Raw genomic sequence first — 18,836 nt, 5'->3', positions numbered from 1 at the left:
GTCCGGTTCGGCGGTGCCGTCCGCGTCCGCCCGCCTGCCGCGCGCCCGCCTGCCGCGCGCCCGGACCCGGTCTGTGCGCGTGACGCCCCACGGCCGGACCGGGCACCCGCGCCCGGCACCCCGTCAACACCCCGGCGCGGACGGACCCGAGCACGTACGGTTGACCCATGACGAGCATCGGTGGGGCCGAGATGGTCGACTGGAATCTCGCGGTCGCGACCGCGACCCGGCTGGTCCGGCCCGGGCCGGAGATCAGCCGCGAGGAGGCCCGCGCGGTCGTCGCGGAGCTGCGCCGGCACGCCAGGGCTTCCGAGGACCATGTCCGTTCCTTCACCCGGATGATCCCCGAGGGGGTCGAGCCGGAGGACACACCGGTCCTGGTCGTGGACCGGGCCGGCTGGATCCGGGCCAACGCCGACGGCTTCCGCGAACTGCTCCGCCCCCTGCTCGGGAAGCTGCGGGAGCGGCGGGGCAGCAGCCCCGGCGGCGTCGTGCTCGGCGCGGTCGGCGGCAAGGTGACCGGCGTCGAGGTGGGGATGCTGCTGTCGTTCCTGGCCTCCCGGGTCCTCGGCCAGTACGAGACGTTCGCCCCCGCCGGCCGTGAGTTCCCGGCCGCGGCCGACGGCGGACGGCTGCTGCTGGTCGCCCCGAACATCGTCCACGTCGAACGCGAGCTGGCGGTCGATCCGCACGACTTCCGGCTCTGGGTCGCCCTCCACGAGGAGACCCACCGCACCCAGTTCACCGGGGTGCCCTGGCTGCGCGATCACCTCCAGGGCGAGATCCAGGCATTCCTCGAAGAGACCGACGTCGACCCGATGACCTTCCTGGAACGGCTCCGCGAGGCCGCCCAGTCCCTGGCCGGGGGCCGCCCCGAGGGGGAGACCGGCGAGAACGAGGGCCACAGCCTCGTCGAACTCGTCCAGACGCCCACCCAGCGGGAGATCCTCGGACGGCTCACCGCCGTGATGTCCCTGCTCGAAGGGCACGCCGACTACGTGATGGACGGTGTCGGGCCCGAGGTCGTCTCCTCCGTCGCCGAGATCCGGGAGAAGTTCCAGCAGCGCCGGGCGCGCGGTGCGGGCCGCCTCGACCAGGCGCTGCGCAAGCTCCTCGGACTCGATGCCAAACTGCGCCAGTACCGCGACGGCGAGCGCTTCGTCCGCGCCGTGGTCGACGAGGTCGGCATGGACGGCTTCAACCGGGTCTGGACGTCGCCGAACACTCTGCCCACCAAGGCGGAGATCTCGAAGCCCGAGGACTGGATCGCGAGGGTGCACCGTAAGGCAGACTCCTGACCCTGACGGCCCCGACGGCGTGCGACAGGACGAGAACGCGCCGGTAATCACCCATCCGAGGGACCGTAGAGGCAAGGGAAGGCGTGCAATGCTCGATGGACAGCCTGCCTCTGTCACCATCGATGCACTCTGAGTGACGGAACATGTGCTCGTCCCGTCACTCCAAGGCACTCCCGACACTCCACGAAGGGCACCGGACATGGGTCCCCATCCTGCGGTCGCGGCGATACGCCTGGCGGTCCGCCGCGTACTCCACGACGTACTCAACGAACACGCCCGCACCACCGAACACGCCCGCATCACCCAGCACCCCCGCGACAACGCCCGCAGCGGCTACTGCGACAACGCCGAACACGCCCGCACCACCGAGCACCACCGGCGTCTCCCACGTCCCGACCTCGCCGGAACCGGTGCGGGCAGGCGGCGCCCCGCACTCCCCGCTACCCCGCTGGTACTCGTCGCATGCTCCGGCGGCGCCGATTCCATGGCACTCGCCTCGGCCCTCGCCTTCGAGGCACGCAAGCTCGACGTCCGGGCCGGCGGCATCACCATCGACCACGGCCTCCAGGAAGGCTCCGACACCCGGGCCGCCGAGGTCGTCGACCGCCTCGGCGCCATGCACCTCGATCCGGTCGAGTCCGTCGCCGTGCGGGTCGGCCGCGAGGGCGGGCCCGAGGCCGCCGCCCGCGACGCCCGCTACGCCGCCCTGGACGCGGCCGCCGAACGGCACGGGGCCGCCGCCGTGCTGCTCGGGCACACCCGGGACGACCAGGCGGAGACGGTGCTGCTGGGCCTCGCCCGCGGATCCGGCATCCGTTCCCTCTCCGGCATGGCCGCCACGTCCGGCCGCTACCGCCGTCCCTTCCTCCAGCTCGACCGGCAGACCGCCCGCAAGGCCTGCCTCGTCCAGTCCCTGCCCGTCTGGGACGACCCGCACAACATCGACCCCGCCTACACCCGTTCCCGGCTGCGCCACGAGGGCCTGCCCGCCCTGGAGAAGGCCCTCGGCAAGGGGGTCGTCGAGGCCCTGGCCCGCACCGCCCAGCTCTCCCGCGACGACGCCGACGCCCTGGACACCTGGGCCGCCGAGGCCGAGCGCACCGTCCGGGACGACACGGGCCGGCTGGAGTGCGCCAAGCTGTTCGCGCTGCCGCCCGCCGTGCGCCGCCGGGTGTTGCGCAGGGCCGTCGTGGAGGCCGGATCCCCGGCCGGATCGCTGTTCGCCCGGCACATCGAGGAGGTCGACCGCCTGATCACCGGCTGGCGCGGCCAGCGGGCCATCAATCTGCCGGGCCGCGTCGAGGCCATGCGCCAGGGTGGCAGACTTGTGATCCGGCAGAGCTGAAGCACGAGCGGTCGGCACCCAGCGGTCGGCACGCAGGCGACGGGCCGCGCCGGTACGGGGCGCCGCCCCGGACCCGGCAGGCACAGAAAGAGACGCGGGTGAACGAGAAGGACATGGGCACCGACCTCCAGTCGGTGCTTATCACCAAGGAAGAGATCGACGCGAAGCTCGTCGAGCTGGCCGCGAAGATCGACGCGGAGTACGCGGGCAAGGACGTGCTCATCGTCGGTGTCCTCAAGGGCGCGGTGATGGTGATGGCGGACCTGGCGCGCGCGCTGTCCACCCCCGTCACCATGGACTGGATGGCCGTCTCGTCGTACGGCGCGGGCACCCAGTCCTCCGGGGTCGTCCGGATCCTCAAGGACCTGGACACCGACATCAAGGGCAAGCACGTCCTGATCGTCGAGGACATCATCGACTCGGGGCTGACCCTGTCCTGGCTGATGGCCAACCTCGGGTCGCGCGAGCCCGCGTCCCTGGAGGTCTGCACGCTGCTGCGCAAGCCGGACGCGGCCAAGGTCGCGCTCGACTGCAAGTGGGTCGGTTTCGACATCCCCAACGAATTCGTCGTCGGCTACGGGCTGGACTACGCGGAGAAGTACCGCAACCTCCCCTTCGTCGGCACGCTCGCCCCGCACGTCTACGGCGGCTGACCGCCTCCCGGACCCGTAGCCCCGCCGTCTTCCGGTCCGGGCGCCCGGCCGCCTCCCGGTCCCTACGACGGGAGCCGGCGGTGCCGAGGACGGGAACCGGCGGCGGAACACGACGGGAACTCCGGCAACGGGAACCTTTTACTCGATTCCCGTCGTTGAGACGTGGAAGGGCGGTTTTGACAGACGTCCCCGGCAGCCGCGGGTGACAATGCTGGGGTACCGTCCGAAGAACAGTCTTTTCTCACAGCAGCATTTACCTACGGGCAGGAGGGACGGGGCGGCATCGCCCCGTATGGATGGACGTGAAGCGATACTTCCGTGGGCCGGTCATGTGGATCGTGCTGGCCGTCCTCGCCGTGGTCGTGTTGATGCAGGTCGTCGGCTCGTCGGGCGGCTACAAATCGGTGGACACCGGCAAGGTGGTCCAGGCGATCAGCAGGGACCAGGTGGCGCAGGCCAAGCTGACCACCGGTGACGAACAGATCATCAAGATCGAGCTGAAAAAGGGCCAGAAGCTCTCGGGCGAGTCCGGCGACAAGTTCCAGGCGAACTACATCGGCAACCAGGGCGTCGAGCTGGCCAACACGCTGCAGGGCAAGTTCGAGGGCGGCCAGATCGACAAGGGCTACACGGTCTCCCCGTCGAAGCAGTCCCCGTTCATCTCGATCCTCCTGTCGCTGCTGCCCTTCGCCCTGATCGTGATCGTCTTCCTGTTCCTGATGAACCAGATGCAGGGCGGCGGCTCCCGGGTCATGCAGTTCGGGAAGTCCAAGGCCAAGCTGATCACCAAGGACACCCCGAAGACGACCTTCGCCGACGTGGCGGGGTCCGACGAGGCGGTCGAGGAGCTCCAGGAGATCAAGGAGTTCCTCCAGGAGCCGGCGAAGTTCCAGGCGGTCGGAGCCAAGATCCCCAAGGGCGTCCTGCTGTACGGGCCTCCCGGTACGGGTAAGACGCTGCTCGCGCGCGCCGTCGCGGGCGAGGCGGGCGTCCCCTTCTACTCGATCTCCGGCTCCGACTTCGTCGAGATGTTCGTCGGTGTCGGCGCCAGCCGGGTCCGCGACCTCTTCGAGCAGGCCAAGGCGAACGCCCCGGCGATCGTCTTCGTCGACGAGATCGACGCCGTCGGCCGGCACCGCGGCGCCGGCATGGGCGGCGGCCACGACGAGCGCGAGCAGACGCTGAACCAGCTGCTCGTGGAGATGGACGGCTTCGACGTGAAGGGCGGTGTGATCCTGATCGCCGCCACGAACCGGCCGGACATCCTCGACCCGGCGCTGCTGCGTCCGGGCCGCTTCGACCGGCAGATCGCCGTCGACCGGCCGGACATGCAGGGCCGTCTGGAGATCCTCAAGGTCCACCAGAAGGGCAAGCCGGTCGCGAAGGACGTCGATCTGGCCGCCGTCGCCCGCCGTACGCCCGGTTTCACCGGTGCCGACCTGTCGAACGTGCTGAACGAGGCGGCGCTCCTCACGGCGCGCAGCAACCAGAAGCTCGTCGACAACAAGATGCTCGACGAGGCCATCGACCGCGTCGTGGCGGGCCCGCAGAAGCGGACCCGGATCATGTCCGAGAAGGAGAAGAAGATCACCGCGTACCACGAGGGCGGACACGCCCTGGTCGCGGCGGCCTCTCCGCAGGCGGACCCGGTCCACAAGATCACGATCCTCTCGCGCGGTCGCGCCCTCGGCTACACGATGGTGCTCCCGGAGGAGGACAAGTACTCCACGACGCGCAACGAGATGCTCGACCAGCTGGCCTACATGCTGGGCGGTCGCGCGGCCGAGGAGCTGGTCTTCCACGACCCGACCACCGGTGCCGCGAACGACATCGAGAAGGCCACGGCCACGGCCCGCGCGATGGTCACGCAGTACGGCATGACGGAGCGCCTCGGCGCGATCAAGTTCGGCGGCGACAACACCGAACCCTTTGTGGGCCGGGAGATGGGCCACCAGCGCGACTACTCGGAAGAGGTCGCGGCCCTCGTCGACGAAGAGGTCAAGAAGCTCATCGAGACCGCCCACAACGACGCGTGGGAGATCCTCGTCGAGAACCGCGACGTGCTGGACAACCTCGTTCTCCAGCTCCTGGAGAAGGAGACGCTCGGCAAGGAGGAGATCGCCGAGATCTTCGCCCCGATCGTCAAGCGTCCGGCCCGTCCGGCGTGGACCGGTTCCGCCCGGCGCACCCCGTCGACGCGGCCCCCGGTGCTCTCGCCGAAGGAGCTCGCCCTCACCAACGGCGCCACCACGGCGAATGGTTCGGCCGTCCCGACGGACGCCGTCCCGGCCACCGAGAAGCTGCCGGAGGACCGCCCCGAGTCCTGACCCGGATGTGGTCTCTGTCACGGGGCCGGACCGGACTTGGAATGGATGCCGCGCCCTCGCAGGTTCTAGCCTGTGGGGGCGCGGCTTTTTCGTACGACCGTACGAGAAGTGTGTGCGGGTGACAGCTCAGAGGAACGAGGCACAGATGACCGACCCGGTGACGTTGGACGGCCAGGGGCCGATCGGCGAGTTCGACGAGAAGCGGGCCGAGGCCGCCGTACGCGAGCTTCTCCTCGCTGTGGGCGAGGACCCGGACCGCGAGGGACTGCGCGAGACGCCGGGCCGGGTGTCGCGGGCGTACAAGGAGATCCTGGCGGGTCTGTGGCAGGAACCCGAGGACGTCCTGACCACGACGTTCGACCTGGGGCACGACGAGATGGTCCTGGTGAAGGACATCGAGATCGTCAGTCTCTGCGAGCACCATCTGCTGCCCTTCCACGGGGTCGCCCATGTCGGCTACATCCCGGCGGAGAGCGGCAAGATCACGGGGCTCTCGAAGCTCGCCCGCCTGGTCGACGTGTACGCCCGCAGGCCCCAGGTGCAGGAGCGGCTGACCACACAGATCGCGGACTCGCTGATGCGCATCCTGGAGGCACGCGGCGCGATCGTGGTCATCGAGGCGGAGCACATGTGCATGTCGGTCCGGGGCATCCGCAAGCCGGGGGCGAAGACGACGACCTCGGCGGTGCGGGGCCAGTTGCGCGACGCCTCGACGCGGGCCGAGGCGATGAGCCTGATACTGGCGCGCTGAGACCGTCGGCCCCCGTCCGGGCGGTCCCTTCCCGGACCTCGTGACCCGGTGGTGAGGAGCGTGGGCTCCCGGCGAACGACGGCTCCCCCCGGTGAGTCTGCTTCGCCGGGGGTCTCACCGGGGAAGCGCCGTTCGACGGGAGCGCCGTCCGGCAACGGAGTGTGCACGGCGGGAGCGGCCACCGGAGGCGTCCCGCACCGGCCGGGGAGCCGGCGGAGCGGGACGGCGGGGGCGGTGACGGGCCCGGGACCGTTACGCGGACGAGCGGGTCTTGCCGTCGTCCCCGTCCTCCGGGAGCTTGCAGATGCGCTCCAGCCAGAGGGCCACGGCGACCACCGCGATCCCGGCCAGGACCGCGAAGCCGGCGTAGATCGCCTGGTCGCGGCGGGCCGGTACGTCGAGGGAGCCGAGCAGGAAGACGCCCGTACCGCCGTACATGCCGGAGATCAGGGCGACGACCAGCGCGCTGGCCTGTCCGAAGACCACTGCCCGTGCCGCCATCAGGGGCTCGACGCCCTTGGCTCCCGGCCGGCGCTCGCGCTGGGCGCGCAGCCGGGAGCGGATGGAGAGCGCCGTGGCGAGCAGGACGACGGCGATCACCGCGAGCACGATCGGCGCGGCGAGGGGGACGCTCGGCAGGCTGCCCAGGGCGTCCCAGAGACGGGCGCCGCCCCAGGAGAGCACCCCGGCCGCGAGGAAGAGGCCGATGAGTACCCCGAGCCGTAGTTGCTTCACCGAGTGATCCGCCCTTCGCCGCCCGTCGTGCCCGCCCGGCCGTCTCCGTCGGGCTGTGCCTGTGTCCGTCGAGCCTAACGACTACTCGGGCAGCCGGAGTTCCAGATCGGCACGGGACCGTACGCCGCCCCGCCCGACACCGGCCAGCAGGTCCGCGACGGACCCGGCGCCGGGCAGCTGGGCGTCGGGCTCGATGTCGTGCCAGGGGGCGAGGACGAAGGCCCGTTCATGGGCCCGGGGGTGCGGGAGGGTGAGCTCCGGATCGTCCGAGACGATGTCCGCGTACGTCACGATGTCGACGTCGATGGTCCGCGAGCCCCAGCGCTCCTCGCGGACGCGCTCGAACGCCTCCTCGATGGCCTGACCGCGCTCCAGGAGCGAGGACGGGGGGAGCGTCGTCTTCACCACGACCACCGCGTTGAAGTACGAGGGCTGGGAGCCGGGGGCGACGCCCCAGGGCTCCGTCTCGTACACCGGGGAGATGGCCTTGACCCGCAGGCCCGGGGTGTCCTCCAGGGCGTCTATGGCGCCTTGCAGGGTCTCCAGCCGGTTGCCGAGGTTGGAGCCCAGGGAGAGCACGGCACGCTTGGGGTTGGAGAGGGTGCTGTCCGCGGCGTCCACCTGCGCGACCACGGAGGCGGGGACCGGCTGTACGGTCGGGTCGCTCTGCCCTTTGGTGGAAAAAGCAGTCATACTCGGCTCCGGGTGATGGTGACGGTGACATCGTCGAAGGGGACGGTGATCGGCGCGTCCGGCTTGTGCACCACCACTTCCACCTCGTCGACTCCTTCGTGCTTGAGGCACGTCTGGGCGATGCGCTCCGCGAGCGTCTCGATCAGATCGACCGGCTCGCCCTGCACGACCTCGACGACCTCTTCGGCGACGATGCCGTAGTGCACGGTCTTCGTCAGGTCGTCGTCGGCCGCCGCGGGACGGGTGTCCAGGCCGAGCACCAGGTCGACGATGAACGTCTGGCCTTCTTCCCGTTCCCGGGGGAAGACGCCATGGTGTCCACGGGCCTTGAGGCCGCGCACCGCGACACGATCCACGCGAATCACTCCTGCTGTCGTTGGGCGTAGAGACACGGGCCGCGTGCGGACGGCGAGGTGCTCTCTTCCGAATTTACCTTCGAGCACCGACAGTGCTCCCCCGCGGGGGCTATGGACAGAACTCCACGGGGCTGGTAGGCGCTACTACCCGCAGACGTGGATTCCAACCCTCCCCGGGGCCGGTGTCTCTTGGTCGGTATGCGGAATTCTTCTGGCGTTTTCCGGCAGGAATCCGACTTTTCCCGGTGTTTTCCGGTTGGGGATCGGCCACGGTCAGGACGTGCTCGCGGTCTGGGCGGGGCGGCGGAGCGGTCGGGGCCGAAGGCGGGTAGGCGGGGACGGCCGCGCCCGGAAGGCGGTCCGCCGGTGCGGACGCGGTCCTTCCGGTCAGGAGGGGGCTCCGCCGCCCCCGTCCTCGTCCTCGTCGGATTCGGTCAGTACGGGCGAGCCGTGGTGGGACCAGACCTTCCAGCCGTCGGGGGTACGGCGGAACACGTTGGTGGCCACGACGAGTTGGCCGACGAGCGGGCCGAGCGCGTTGCCGTCCTCCGCCGGCCCGCCGCTGAGGATGTTCTCCGTACAGGTCACCAGGGCCGTGTCGCCGGTCATCGAGACCGTGACGTCGGTCAGGAAGAACTGGATGTACTCGGTGTTCGCCATGATCAGGGCGTAGCTGCGCAGCACCTCGCCGCGCCCGGTGAGCACCGGCCAGCCGGGGTGGACGCAGGAGATGGTGAGGTCCTCGCCCGGCAGCCAGAGCGTGGAGAGCGCGTCGAGGTCGCCGCGCTCCATCGCCTCGTAGAAGGCCGTGTTGGCCTGCTCGACGGCCGCGATGTCGGCGGCGGCCTCCGCATGCTCGTCGCGCGGCCCGTTCACGCGGCTCCCTCGACGGCGCGGGCGACCCGTACGGCGTCGGCCGTGGCGCGCACCTCGTGGACCCGGACGGCCCAGGCACCGGCGTGGGCGGAGAGCGCGGAGATCGCCGCGGTGGCGGCGTCGCGTTCCCGGGCGGGCGGCGGCGTGGGGCCTCCGCCGGCCAGCACCTGGCCGAGGAAGCGCTTGCGGGAGGCGGCGACCAGCAGCGGGCGGCCCAGGGCGCGCAGATCGTCGAGGTGGGCGACCAGGGCGAGGTCGTGCTCGGCCTCCTTGGCGAAGCCGAGGCCGGGGTCGATGACGATCCGTTCCGGGGCGATGCCGCCCGCGACCACGGCGTCCATCCGTTCCCGCAGCTCGGCGACGACCTCGGCGACGACGTCCCGGTACACGGCCCGGCTGTTCATGGTCTCGCTGAAACCGCGCCAGTGCATGACGACGAACGGCACCCCGGCGTCGGCGACGACCCCCACCATGGCCGGATCGGCGAGGCCGCCGCTCACGTCGTTGACGAGGACGGCCCCGGCCGCGATCGACTCCTCGGCGACCTCGGCCCGCATGGTGTCCACGGAGACCGTGACGCCCTCGGCGGCCAGGCCCCGGACCACCGGGACCACCCGGCGCAGCTCCTCCGAGGCGTCCACCCGGCTGGCGCCGGGTCGGGTCGACTCGCCGCCGACGTCGATCAGATCGGCGCCCTGGGCGATCAGATCGAGACCGTGTTTGATCGCGGCCGTGGTGTCGAACCAGCGGCCCCCGTCGGAGAAGGAGTCCGGGGTCACATTGACGACACCCATGACCGCGCAGCGGTCCCACTCCGGCAGTCCCAGGACCGTCCCTCGGCCACCACGTCCACGCAACGTACTCATGCGACCAGCGTAGGCCCCGTACCGCATGCCGTTATGCCGCGCGGGCGTGCTCTTCCCGGCCCGTCGCCGGAGGGTGGGCGCAGGGGAGGGGCTGGGGGCGGGGGAAGCGGCGCGCGAACGGGCGGGGCAGGGCGAGGTTCACGAAGCCCTCCGCCTGCATGGCGGCGAGGGAGATCCGCGGCAGGTCCCCGGCGGTGCGGTAGACCACGAAGCGGGGCTCCCAGCGGGGCCGGAACTTGGCGTTGAACTTGTACAGCGATTCGATCTGGAACCAGCGCGACAGGAAGATCAGCAGCCCGCGCCAGAGCCGCAGCACCGGTCCCGCGCCCAGTTTCTCGCCGCGGGCGAGTGCCGAGCGGAACATCGCGAAGTTCAGCGAGACCCGGTTGACGGACAGTCCGGGGGCGGCCTGGAGGGCGGCGACGATCAGCAGCTCGTTCATGCCGGGGTCGGCGGAGCGGTCGCGGCGCATGAGGTCCAGGGACATGCCGTCGCGGCCCCACGGAACGAAGTGGAGCACGGCCTTCAGGTCGCCGTAGGGCGACTCGGCGCCCGGCTCGTCGGCCTTGTGGGCGGTGGCGATGACGCAGTCCCCGTCGGCCGGGTCGCCGATCCGGCCGAGCGCCATGGAGAAGCCGCGCTCGGTGTCGGTGCCGCGCCAGTCGTCGGCTGCCCGGCGGATGAGGGCCAGTTCGGCCTCGTCGATGTCGCGTGCGCGCCGGACCCGGGTTTCGTAGCCGAGCCGTTCAATGCGCTTCACCATCTGGCGTACGTTGCGCATCGCACGCCCGGCGAGCGAGAAATCCGCAACGTCCACCACCGCCTCGTCGCCGAGCTCCAGCGCGTCGAGCCCGGTCTCGCGGGTCCAGACCTGGCCGCCGGTCTCGCTGCACCCCATCACGGCCGGGGTCCAGGAGTGGGCCCTGGCCTCGTCCATGAAGCGTTCGATGGCGCCCGGCCACGCTTCCACGTCGCCGATCGGGTCGCCGCTCGCCAGCATCACCCCGGACACGACCCGGTAGCAGACGGCCGCCTTGCCGCTGGGGGAGAAGACGACGGCCTTGTCCCGGCGGAGTGCGAAATGGCCGAGTGAGTCCCGGCCGCCGTGCTTCTCCAGCAGGGCGCGCAGCCGGGCCTCGTCGTCCTCGGTGAGGCGCGCGGCCGGGTGCTCGGGGCGGAAGGCGAGATAGACGGTAGTGACGGCGGTGAGCAGGCCGAGCGCGCCCAGCGAGTACGCCACGGTCCAGGAGGTGTCTCCGGTGTAGTCCACGGGCCCCTCGACGCCGAACAGCCCGTACAGTACGTGCTGGAGCCGGTCCGCGATGCTGGGGCTGCCCACGATCCGGCGGGGGTGGGAGCTGACGATGATCAGGCCCAGCCCCGTCGAACCCGCGCCGAGCAGCACGAAGTTGGCCAGCGCCCGCCAGCGGCTCCTCGGATCCGGGAGCGCGGCGAACTCGCCGCGGTGACGGACCAGCAGCGCGCAGAGCGCCAGCGAGACGAGCGTGCCGGTGACCGAGTGCCGGTAGAGGAACTGCGCCAGCGCACCGGCCGGCAGCAGGAAGACGGCGGCTCTCCAGGCCCGCCGCTTGCGCCGTTTGAGTCCGTGGGCGAGGAGCAGCAGCAGGACGCCCGCGCTCAGCGAGAGGGCGGCGGCGAAGGGCCCGAGCGCGCCGGGGAGCACCTCGGCGAGCGCGTGCATCCGGCTGTGCCGGAAACGCGGGAACACACCCGCGGCGACATCGATCAGGCCGACGAGGGTGCAGGCGGTACCGATCAGCACCGGGACGGACTCGGGGCGCGGGCCCCGTACGAACTTGCGTACGGGACTCGGAACCGATCCTGATTTATCCCCATCTACTGTGACAGACATCGCTTCCCGTGGTTCCGCGAGAGATTACCGGAGTCCTTCGGCCGGGGGCTTGAGGACGATGTGCGAACTGTAGGACGAGACTTCCGCGCGGAAGGTTTATTCGCGCACCGGAAATTCCCTGACAAGAAAGCTCACCCTCATGGGTCTTACCAGTACGACGCTTCTGGTCACGGCCATCGCGCTGGCGCTGGTCTCCTTCGCCGCCACGGTCTGGTTCTGGCCGCGGCTGGCCCGGCGCGGTGCGTCGGTGGTGTTCGGTCGGGTGGGGCTGCTGCTCGTGACCCAGGTGATGCTCTTCGTCTCGGTCGCTCTGGCGGCCAACAACTCGTTCCTCTTCTATGGTTCCTGGGCGGATCTGTTCGGTCAGGAGCAGGAGCCCGGCGTGGTCACGGATCACTCGATCGGCTCATCGGCGTCCGGAAACGTCGTCAGGACAGGAACGCAGCACTCGGGGGTGCCGGGCGCCCTGCGGCCCACCACGGGCGGGCGGATCGACAAGGTCGTGATCGCGGGCCGGACGTCGGGGATTGAGAGTTCGGCGTACGTGTACCTCCCGCCGGAGTACTTCCGGCCCGAGTACGCCCACCGGAAGTTCCCGGCGGTCGTCGTCCTCACGGGTTACCCGGGCACGGCGGAGAATCTTCTCAAGGGTCTGAAGTACCCGCAGACGGCGCACGCGCGGGTGGAGGCCGGCCGGGCGCAGCCGATGATCCTGGTGATGCTGCGGCCGACGGTGGCGCCGCCGAGGGACACCGAGTGCGTGGACATCAAGGGCGGGCCGCAGACCGAGACGTTCTTCGCCGAGGACCTGCCGCGGGCGGTCGCGGAGGAGTACCGGGTCGGCACCCGGGCCCGCAACTGGGGCATCATGGGCAACTCCACCGGCGGCTACTGCGCGCTGAAGATCGGTTTCCACCACCCGGACCGGTTCGCCGCGAGCGCCGGACTCTCCGCGTACTACAAGGCGGCCGAGGACGCGACGACCGGCGACCTCTTCCACGGCGACCAGCGGGCGCGCGAGCGCGCCGACCTGATGTGGAGTCTGGACCACCTGCCGCAGCCCGACGCGTCCTTCCTGGTCACGACCTCCAGGCAGGGCGAGGGGAACTACCGGTCCACACAGCGGTTCATCGCGAAGGTGAAGGCACCCGCCCAGGTCTCGTCGATCGTGCTCGACAGCGGCGGGCACAACTTCAACACCTGGCGGCGGGAGATCCCTTCGGCCCTGGACTGGATGAGCAGCCGGCTCAGCGAGAACTGAGCGGTCCGGCGGCCGGGACCGGGCACGCGCCGGCGGATGACCCGGACGGGCCGGGGGGAGGGGCCGCGTCGAGGAACCGGGGCGCTTCGGCGGGGGCGCGGGGCGGGTCGCGTCGACAGGGACCGTACGGGGCCGGGTGAGGGGCCGGTTCGGCGGGCCGCTCCGGCGCCTCGACGGGGCGCGCGGGCGGCGCCTGCGGGTTCACCGCGCGGCTCCGCATCCGCTGTGCGGCACTCGGCTCACCGCGCGGCGGTCTCGGCCAGGCTCGCCACGGACTCGACGGCCACCTGGGTCCGGGGTACGTCCTGGGCGTCGGCGTCGATGGAGCGGCGTAGTGCCTCGTGGAGCCGTGCCGGGGTGAGGACCCCGAGGAACCGGCCGTTCTCCTCCTCGTCGATGACGGCGATCCAGCCGGCGTCGTGCTGGAGCATGGTGGCGAACGCCTGCTTGAGCGGGGCTCCGACCGGGAGCCACGCCTCCATCCGCCGGGCGTGTGCGCGCACCGTGCCGTCCGGGCCGTGCGGGGCCCCGGAGCCGGACCGCAGGGCGTGCGCGGTGCCGGAGCCGGATCCAGGGGCGTGCGCGGTGCCGGAGCCGGATCCAGGGGCGTGCGCGGTGCCGGGACGGTCGGACGGGATCCAGCCGTGCAGATTGTCGTCACCGTCCAGGACGACCGCCCAGCGCGCCCCCTCGGCCCGCAGCCGCTCGGTCGCCCGCTCCAGGGAGTCGTCGAGGTGGACGACGGGAGGCTGGTCGAGGTCTCCCTCCTCGATGGGGGTCACGGAGAGCCGCTTGAGGCCGCGGTCGGCGCCGACGAAGTCCGCGACATAGGGGGTGGCGGGTGCGCCGAGCACGGTCGCCGGGGAGTCGAACTGCTCGATGGCGCCCTGTCCGTAGACGGCGATCCGATCGCCGAGGCGAACGGCCTCCTCGATGTCGTGCGTGACGAACAGGACGGTTTTGCGGACCCTCGCCTGCAGTTTCAGGAATTCGTTCTGCAGCCGTTCCCGTACGACGGGATCGACCGCGCCGAAAGGCTCGTCCATCAGCAGCACCGGCGGGTCCGCGGCCAGTGCCCGCGCCACGCCCACACGCTGACGCTGGCCGCCGGAGAGCTGTTCCGGATAGCGGTCGCCATAAACGGAGGGGTCGAGCCCGACCAGGTCCAGGAGTTCCGCTGCGCGGTCGCGGGCCTTTCCCCGTTTCCAGCCCAGGAGATGGGGGACCGTCGCGGTGTTCTCCAGGATCGTGCGGTGCGGGAACAGGCCCACCTGCTGGATCACGTACCCGATACGGCGGCGCAGTCGGACGGGGTCGATGGCGGATATGTCGTCACCGTCGAGGAATATCCGGCCCTCGGTCGGTTCGATCAGCCGGTTCACCATCTTCATGGTGGTCGTCTTGCCGCATCCCGACGGTCCGACGAGCGTGACCAGTTCGCCTTCGGCAACCTCGAAGGAAAGGTCGTCGACGGCGGTGGTGCCGTCCGGGTACCGCTTGGTGACGTGCTCGAAACGGATCATGGTTCCCCATTGTCGCGGGTGTTCTGTGGAGGACATGTTGCTGGAATACAACGGCCTCGGCGAGTGTCAGTGGTCGGGGATAGGGTCTCGGAACGTCGGTGCTTCGCGCACTTCGGTACGTCGAGTGCCGCGGCACTTCGGGCCCTTCGGTACCCGGGGCGCTTCGGCACGCCGGTGTGCGGGCCCGGCTCGGCGTTTCGGCACGAGGCGGTAAAAGGGGAGGTGGGGGCGGATGGCAGCCGCACAGAACTGCATGGTGACGAATGACTGGATCTGCGGGGAGTATCTCCGCTCCCGCAGCCAGGAGTTGGTGGATGCGACGGTCCAGCACATCTGGATCACGGTGGCTTCGGTGCTGATCGGACTGCTCGTGGCTTTTCCACTGGCGCTGCTCGCCCGTCGCGGCCCGCGTTTCGCCGGACCGGTCCTCGGGCTGACGACGGTGCTCTACACCGTTCCCTCGCTCGCCATGTTCTCGCTGCTGCTGCCGTTCTTCGGCCTGTCCACGGCGCTGGTCGTCACGGGGCTGGTGCTGTATTCGCTGACCATTCTCGTCCGGAACGTCCTGGCGGGCCTCGAAGCGGTTCCGCAGGAGGTCAAGGAGGCCGCGAAGGGAATGGGGTACGGCCCGGTCCGGCTGCTCCGGGAGGTCGAGCTTCCCCTCGCGATGCCGGCGTTGATGGCCGGTGTACGGATCGCCACGGTTTCGACGATCGCCCTGACGACGGTCGGGTCGGTCGTCGGCCGGGGCGGCCTGGGCAACCTGATAGCGGAGGCCCTGCCCAGTTTCTTCAAGGCCCAGGTGCTCACCGCCTCGGTCCTGTGCGTGCTGCTCGCGGTCGCCGCCGATCTGCTGTTGCTGGGGCTCCAGCGCCTGCTGACCCCATGGACGCGAATACGCGCCGTCCCCGTGCACGGCATATCGGCGCAGGGCGCATCGGCGCAGAACACATCGGCATCTGCCGCACCCGGAGCCGCCGCGTCGGGACGCGACACGGAAACGGAAGAGGCGGTCTGAGGCATGGGTGTTCTCGGTCAGGCGTGGGCCTGGCTCACCACCGGGGCGAACTGGACGGGGGAGAGCGGGGCGGCCCATCGGCTCGTCGAGCACCTCTGCGTCAGCGGCCTCGCGCTCGCCGTGGCCTGCGCGATCGCGCTGCCGGTCGCCCTGTACCTCGGCCACATCGGGAAAGGGGGCGCGCTGGCCGTCAACATCTCCAACGTCGGCCGGGCGATACCCGTCTTCGCGGTGCTGGCCCTCTTCATGGTCTCGCCGCTGCGCAACGCCGGGTACGTACCGACGGTCATCGCGCTGGTGCTGTTCGCCGTGCCGCCGCTGCTCACCAACGCCTACGTCGGGATGGCGGAGGTCGACCGGTCGGTGACCGAGGCGGCGCGGGGCATGGGCATGTCCGGCGGGCAGCTGTTCGTACGGGTCGAGCTTCCGCTGGCCTACCCGATGATCATGACCGGCCTGCGTTCGGCGGCGGTCCAGGTGGTCGCCACGGCGACGATCGCCGCGATGGTCGGCCAGGGCGGTCTCGGCCGGATCATCACGGCCGGTTTCCTCACATATGACACGGCGCAGGTGGTCGCGGGGGCGGTGCTGGTCGCGGCGCTCGCACTGCTGGTGGAGGTGGTTGTGGTGGTGCTCGGACGGGCGCTGTCACCGCTGCGCCGCCGCGGGGCGGCATGACGGCCGGCCGCCGTCCGCGCCCCGGAGCAAGGGCCCGTGCCCGGGACCGGGGGCCGTGCCTCGGATCGGGGCCGTGCCCCGGGAGCGGGGCCCGTGCCTCGCATCGGGGGAGCGTGTGCCCGCGTTCGGGGAGCCCGTACGCGCGGCTGCGCCCTGTTCCACCCTCTCGTATCCCTCTCGCCCTACGGCCCGGCCCTTGTACAGCCCTGTCCCTGTACAGCCCTGTCCCTGTACAGCCCTGTCCTTGTACTCGTACAGCCCTGTCGCTGTGAATTGGAGAACACTTATGAGTAAGACCTCGCGCATAGCGGGCGCGGTCATCGGCATGGTCGCGCTGGCGGGTTCGCTCGCCGCCTGTGGCGGCGACAGCCTGGAAAAGAGCAAGGGCGGTTCGGCGTCCTCCGGCGGATCCGGTGACTCCGGGGGCGGCAAGAAGGGCTCGCTCGTCATCGGCGCGGCCTCTTTCACCGAGTCGAAGGTGCTCGCGGAGCTGTACGCGAGGGTCCTGAGCGACGCCGGATACAGCACCTCGGTCACCACCGTGGCCAACCGGGAACTCTACGAACCCTCCCTGGAGAAGGGCGAGATCGATGTCGTTCCCGAATATGCCGCGACGATCGCCGAATTCCTCAACGCCAAGGTGAACGGTGCGAAGGAGGCCGCGAAGAAGCCCGTTGCCTCGGGAGACGCCACCGCCACCGTGGCGGCGCTGGAGAAGCTCGCCACCCCGCGCGGACTGAAGGTGCTCCCGGCCGGCGCGGCCGTCGACCAGAACGCCTTCGCGGTGACCGAGGAATTCGCTGCCCGGCACAAGCTCAAGTCCCTTTCAGATCTCGGCAGATCGAAGGTGGCGGTGAAGATCGCCGCAGGTGACGAGTGCGAGGTGCGGCCGTTCTGTGCACCGGGTCTGAAAAAGACGTACGGCATCAATGTCACCGGCATCGACCCCACGGGAGTCGGCACGCCGCAGTCCAAGCAGGCGGTCAAGGACGGCAAGGACCAACTGGTCCTCACCACCACCACGGACGCGGTGCTCGACAGCTATGGACTGGTGTTCCTGGAGGACGACAAGAAGCTCCAGAACGCCGACAACGTTCTTCCGGTCGTCAATGCGAAGGACGCGGGCTCGCAGGACGTCGCCGACGCACTCGGCAAGATCACCAAGGCGCTGACCACCGAGGATCTCGCGGAACTGAACCGCAAGGTCGACGCGGAGCGCGCAAAGCCCGCCGACGTGGCCGAGGACTATCTGAGGGCGAAGGGGCTCATCGGTAAGTAGGTGCAGAAGGCCGGATTCGGGGCGGGAAGGGGGCTGTCAGGTAACCGGCAGGGAACAGATTGCCGGGCGGCCCCCCAAGTTCCTCCTGCACACGGTAAATTTCAGGCCATGCCACGTGGACGTCATCGCCATTCGACACCGCTGCACAGAATCCTTCCGCCTGCGGCCGTCGCCGGGGTCTCGGTCCTCTGTACCGCGGGCGCCTGGCTGCTCACCGAGCCCCTGGTCCTGCGCGGCCTGGTGACCGCTGCCGCGGCCGCAGCCGTGACCGGCGCATATCTGATGCGCAGTTGGGACCGGGAGGCCGGGCGCCGTATCGCGGAGTTGAAGCGGGCCCGATCCGGTGACGAGTGGCGGGCCGAGGAGCGCGTGGCCGAGCTGGAGTCCGACCTGGAGGAGTCGCGCGAGCTGCGCACCCGGCTGGATGCGAAGCTGCGGCGCAAGCGGGTGGAGCTGGCCAATCTGCGTGGGGAGCATGCCGCGCTGCTGCTCCGCTACGCCAACGCCGAGACGGGGCGTGCCAGCGCGCTGGAAGGACGCAGACAGCTCGCGCTCGAAGCCTCGGCCCCCCGGGAGCTGTCGCCCGCGTCCAGCACCCCGACCCCGGCCGCCTACCTGCGTGCCGCCCAGGCGCTGGAGGACCTGTCGCGCAACAGGGCGCTCCAGGAGACCCGGCGCAGCGCCGACGGCGCAAGAAAGCGGGAACGCGCGGAGCGGGCCCAGCCGCAGGAGCAGCGGGGCGAGAAAGCGGGGGCCACGTCCGCCGACGACGCCTCCGACGCCTCCCCGGCGAAGCAGCTCCCCCCGTCGGCCCCGCTGCCTGCGTCCCGGCCGTCCGCCGCGCTGCCCTCGGGGCGCCCGGTGTCGGCGGCCAGCACGGTCGCCCCGGAGCCGACGCCCCGGCGCCCCCAGGTGCCGCAGGGCGCCTTCGACTTCTTCGGTACGCAGAAGACCGACGCCGCGATCGAGTCCGTGCAGAACGAGGACCTCGCGGACGTGGTGGGCGAGGAGGCGCTGGCCGCGCACCGCACGGGCACGGCCGGACACGGCGCCGTCGGCAAAGTCATCGACCTGACCGCGCACGACGAGACGGAGCAGCTGGACATGGTGGAGCTGCGCACCGCGATCTCGTAGGTGTGCGCTCGCGTGGCCGCGTGGCCGCGTGGCTGTGCGGCTGCGTGGCTGTGCTGATTCGATCGCGTGGTCGAGTGGTTTCGCGATCACGTAGGCGATGAAGAGGACGCGAACGTGGATGTCCCGTAGGCACCGGTTCGTAGAGTCGCCCACGAGGCGATGAAGACGTC

17 protein-coding genes are annotated in these 18,836 nt (G+C 70.6%); 10 read left to right on the top strand and 7 right to left on the bottom strand.

What is annotated here, in order from left to right; translation table 11 throughout:
* Nucleotides 1-167 precede the first annotated feature (167 nt).
* From ACIHCL_RS31275 to folE, 5 genes are all read left to right on the top strand, one after another.
* On the top strand, nt 168-1,298 hold the full coding sequence (locus ACIHCL_RS31275; RefSeq protein WP_399867273.1) for a zinc-dependent metalloprotease: 1,131 nt from the start codon (nt 168-170) through the stop codon (nt 1,296-1,298).
* A 199-nt stretch (nt 1,299-1,497) separates the two neighbouring features.
* A complete protein-coding gene (gene tilS / locus ACIHCL_RS31270) occupies nt 1,498-2,643 on the top strand; it encodes a tRNA lysidine(34) synthetase TilS (protein WP_399867272.1) in 1,146 nt (381 codons plus the stop codon).
* Between the two features lie 113 nt (nt 2,644-2,756).
* Entirely contained in the window at nt 2,757-3,296 is a 540-nt protein-coding gene (gene hpt, locus ACIHCL_RS31265; RefSeq protein ID WP_399867309.1) for a hypoxanthine phosphoribosyltransferase, read from the top strand.
* A gap of 296 nt (nt 3,297-3,592) precedes the next feature.
* Nucleotides 3,593-5,623 carry an ATP-dependent zinc metalloprotease FtsH gene (gene ftsH, locus ACIHCL_RS31260; RefSeq protein WP_399867270.1) on the top strand — a complete coding sequence of 677 codons (2,031 nt, stop codon included), beginning with the start codon at nt 3,593-3,595 and terminating at the stop codon, nt 5,621-5,623.
* Nucleotides 5,624-5,768: 145 nt separating this feature from the next.
* The gene (gene folE, locus ACIHCL_RS31255; RefSeq protein WP_399867268.1) at nt 5,769-6,374 is read left to right on the top strand and encodes a GTP cyclohydrolase I FolE; all 606 of its coding nucleotides are present in this window, start codon (nt 5,769-5,771) and stop codon (nt 6,372-6,374) included.
* Nucleotides 6,375-6,626: 252 nt separating this feature from the next.
* Here folE and ACIHCL_RS31250 read toward each other — a convergent pair whose 3' ends face one another.
* From ACIHCL_RS31250 to ACIHCL_RS31225, 6 genes are all read right to left on the bottom strand, one after another.
* Nucleotides 6,627-7,109 (bottom strand): DUF3180 domain-containing protein, encoded by a 483-nt coding sequence (locus ACIHCL_RS31250; protein ID WP_399867266.1) that lies wholly within the window; start codon nt 7,107-7,109, stop codon nt 6,627-6,629.
* 81 nt (nt 7,110-7,190) lie between these two features.
* Entirely contained in the window at nt 7,191-7,802 is a 612-nt protein-coding gene (folK, locus tag ACIHCL_RS31245; RefSeq protein WP_399867263.1) for a 2-amino-4-hydroxy-6-hydroxymethyldihydropteridine diphosphokinase, read from the bottom strand.
* Nucleotides 7,799-8,158 (bottom strand): dihydroneopterin aldolase, encoded by a 360-nt coding sequence (gene folB, locus ACIHCL_RS31240; protein WP_399867261.1) that lies wholly within the window; start codon nt 8,156-8,158, stop codon nt 7,799-7,801. The genes folK and folB overlap by 4 nt, the downstream gene beginning before the upstream one ends.
* Nucleotides 8,159-8,545: 387 nt before the next feature.
* Nucleotides 8,546-9,034, bottom strand: a complete 489-nt coding sequence (locus ACIHCL_RS31235) for a nuclear transport factor 2 family protein (protein ID WP_399867259.1) — start codon at nt 9,032-9,034, stop codon at nt 8,546-8,548.
* Nucleotides 9,031-9,900, bottom strand: coding sequence for a dihydropteroate synthase (folP, locus tag ACIHCL_RS31230; protein WP_399867257.1), 870 nt, complete (start codon nt 9,898-9,900; stop codon nt 9,031-9,033). The genes ACIHCL_RS31235 and folP overlap by 4 nt, the downstream gene beginning before the upstream one ends.
* Before the next feature lie 31 nt (nt 9,901-9,931).
* Nucleotides 9,932-11,773 carry a phosphatidylglycerol lysyltransferase domain-containing protein gene (locus tag ACIHCL_RS31225; RefSeq protein WP_399867255.1) on the bottom strand — a complete coding sequence of 614 codons (1,842 nt, stop codon included), beginning with the start codon at nt 11,771-11,773 and terminating at the stop codon, nt 9,932-9,934.
* Nucleotides 11,774-11,912: 139 nt separating this feature from the next.
* On the opposite strand from ACIHCL_RS31225, the gene ACIHCL_RS31220 reads away from it, so the two are divergent.
* Nucleotides 11,913-13,034 (top strand): alpha/beta hydrolase, encoded by a 1,122-nt coding sequence (locus ACIHCL_RS31220; RefSeq protein ID WP_399867254.1) that lies wholly within the window; start codon nt 11,913-11,915, stop codon nt 13,032-13,034.
* Nucleotides 13,035-13,273: 239 nt separating this feature from the next.
* On the opposite strand, the gene ACIHCL_RS31215 is transcribed toward ACIHCL_RS31220, so the two are convergent.
* Nucleotides 13,274-14,557, bottom strand: coding sequence for an ABC transporter ATP-binding protein (locus ACIHCL_RS31215; protein WP_399867252.1), 1,284 nt, complete (start codon nt 14,555-14,557; stop codon nt 13,274-13,276).
* A gap of 232 nt (nt 14,558-14,789) precedes the next feature.
* Here ACIHCL_RS31215 and ACIHCL_RS31210 point away from each other — a divergent pair, with 232 nt between their 5' ends.
* The 4 genes from ACIHCL_RS31210 (at nt 14,790) to ACIHCL_RS31195 (ending at nt 18,666) form a co-directional block, all read left to right on the top strand.
* Nucleotides 14,790-15,575 carry an ABC transporter permease gene (locus ACIHCL_RS31210; protein ID WP_399867251.1) on the top strand — a complete coding sequence of 262 codons (786 nt, stop codon included), beginning with the start codon at nt 14,790-14,792 and terminating at the stop codon, nt 15,573-15,575.
* Between the two features lie 3 nt (nt 15,576-15,578).
* Nucleotides 15,579-16,253 (top strand): ABC transporter permease, encoded by a 675-nt coding sequence (locus ACIHCL_RS31205; RefSeq protein ID WP_399867248.1) that lies wholly within the window; start codon nt 15,579-15,581, stop codon nt 16,251-16,253.
* 286 nt (nt 16,254-16,539) lie between these two features.
* Complete coding sequence (locus ACIHCL_RS31200) at nt 16,540-17,532, top strand: ABC transporter substrate-binding protein (protein WP_399867245.1); 993 nt, start codon at nt 16,540-16,542, stop codon at nt 17,530-17,532.
* A 108-nt stretch (nt 17,533-17,640) separates the two neighbouring features.
* Complete coding sequence (locus tag ACIHCL_RS31195; protein ID WP_399867244.1) at nt 17,641-18,666, top strand: hypothetical protein; 1,026 nt, start codon at nt 17,641-17,643, stop codon at nt 18,664-18,666.
* Nucleotides 18,667-18,836 lie beyond the last annotated feature (170 nt).

This window comes from Streptomyces sp. NPDC052042 (genome assembly GCF_044548345.1).
Lineage (GTDB): Bacteria > Actinomycetota > Actinomycetes > Streptomycetales > Streptomycetaceae > Streptomyces.
This window is presented reverse-complemented; position numbering and strand designations above follow the sequence as displayed.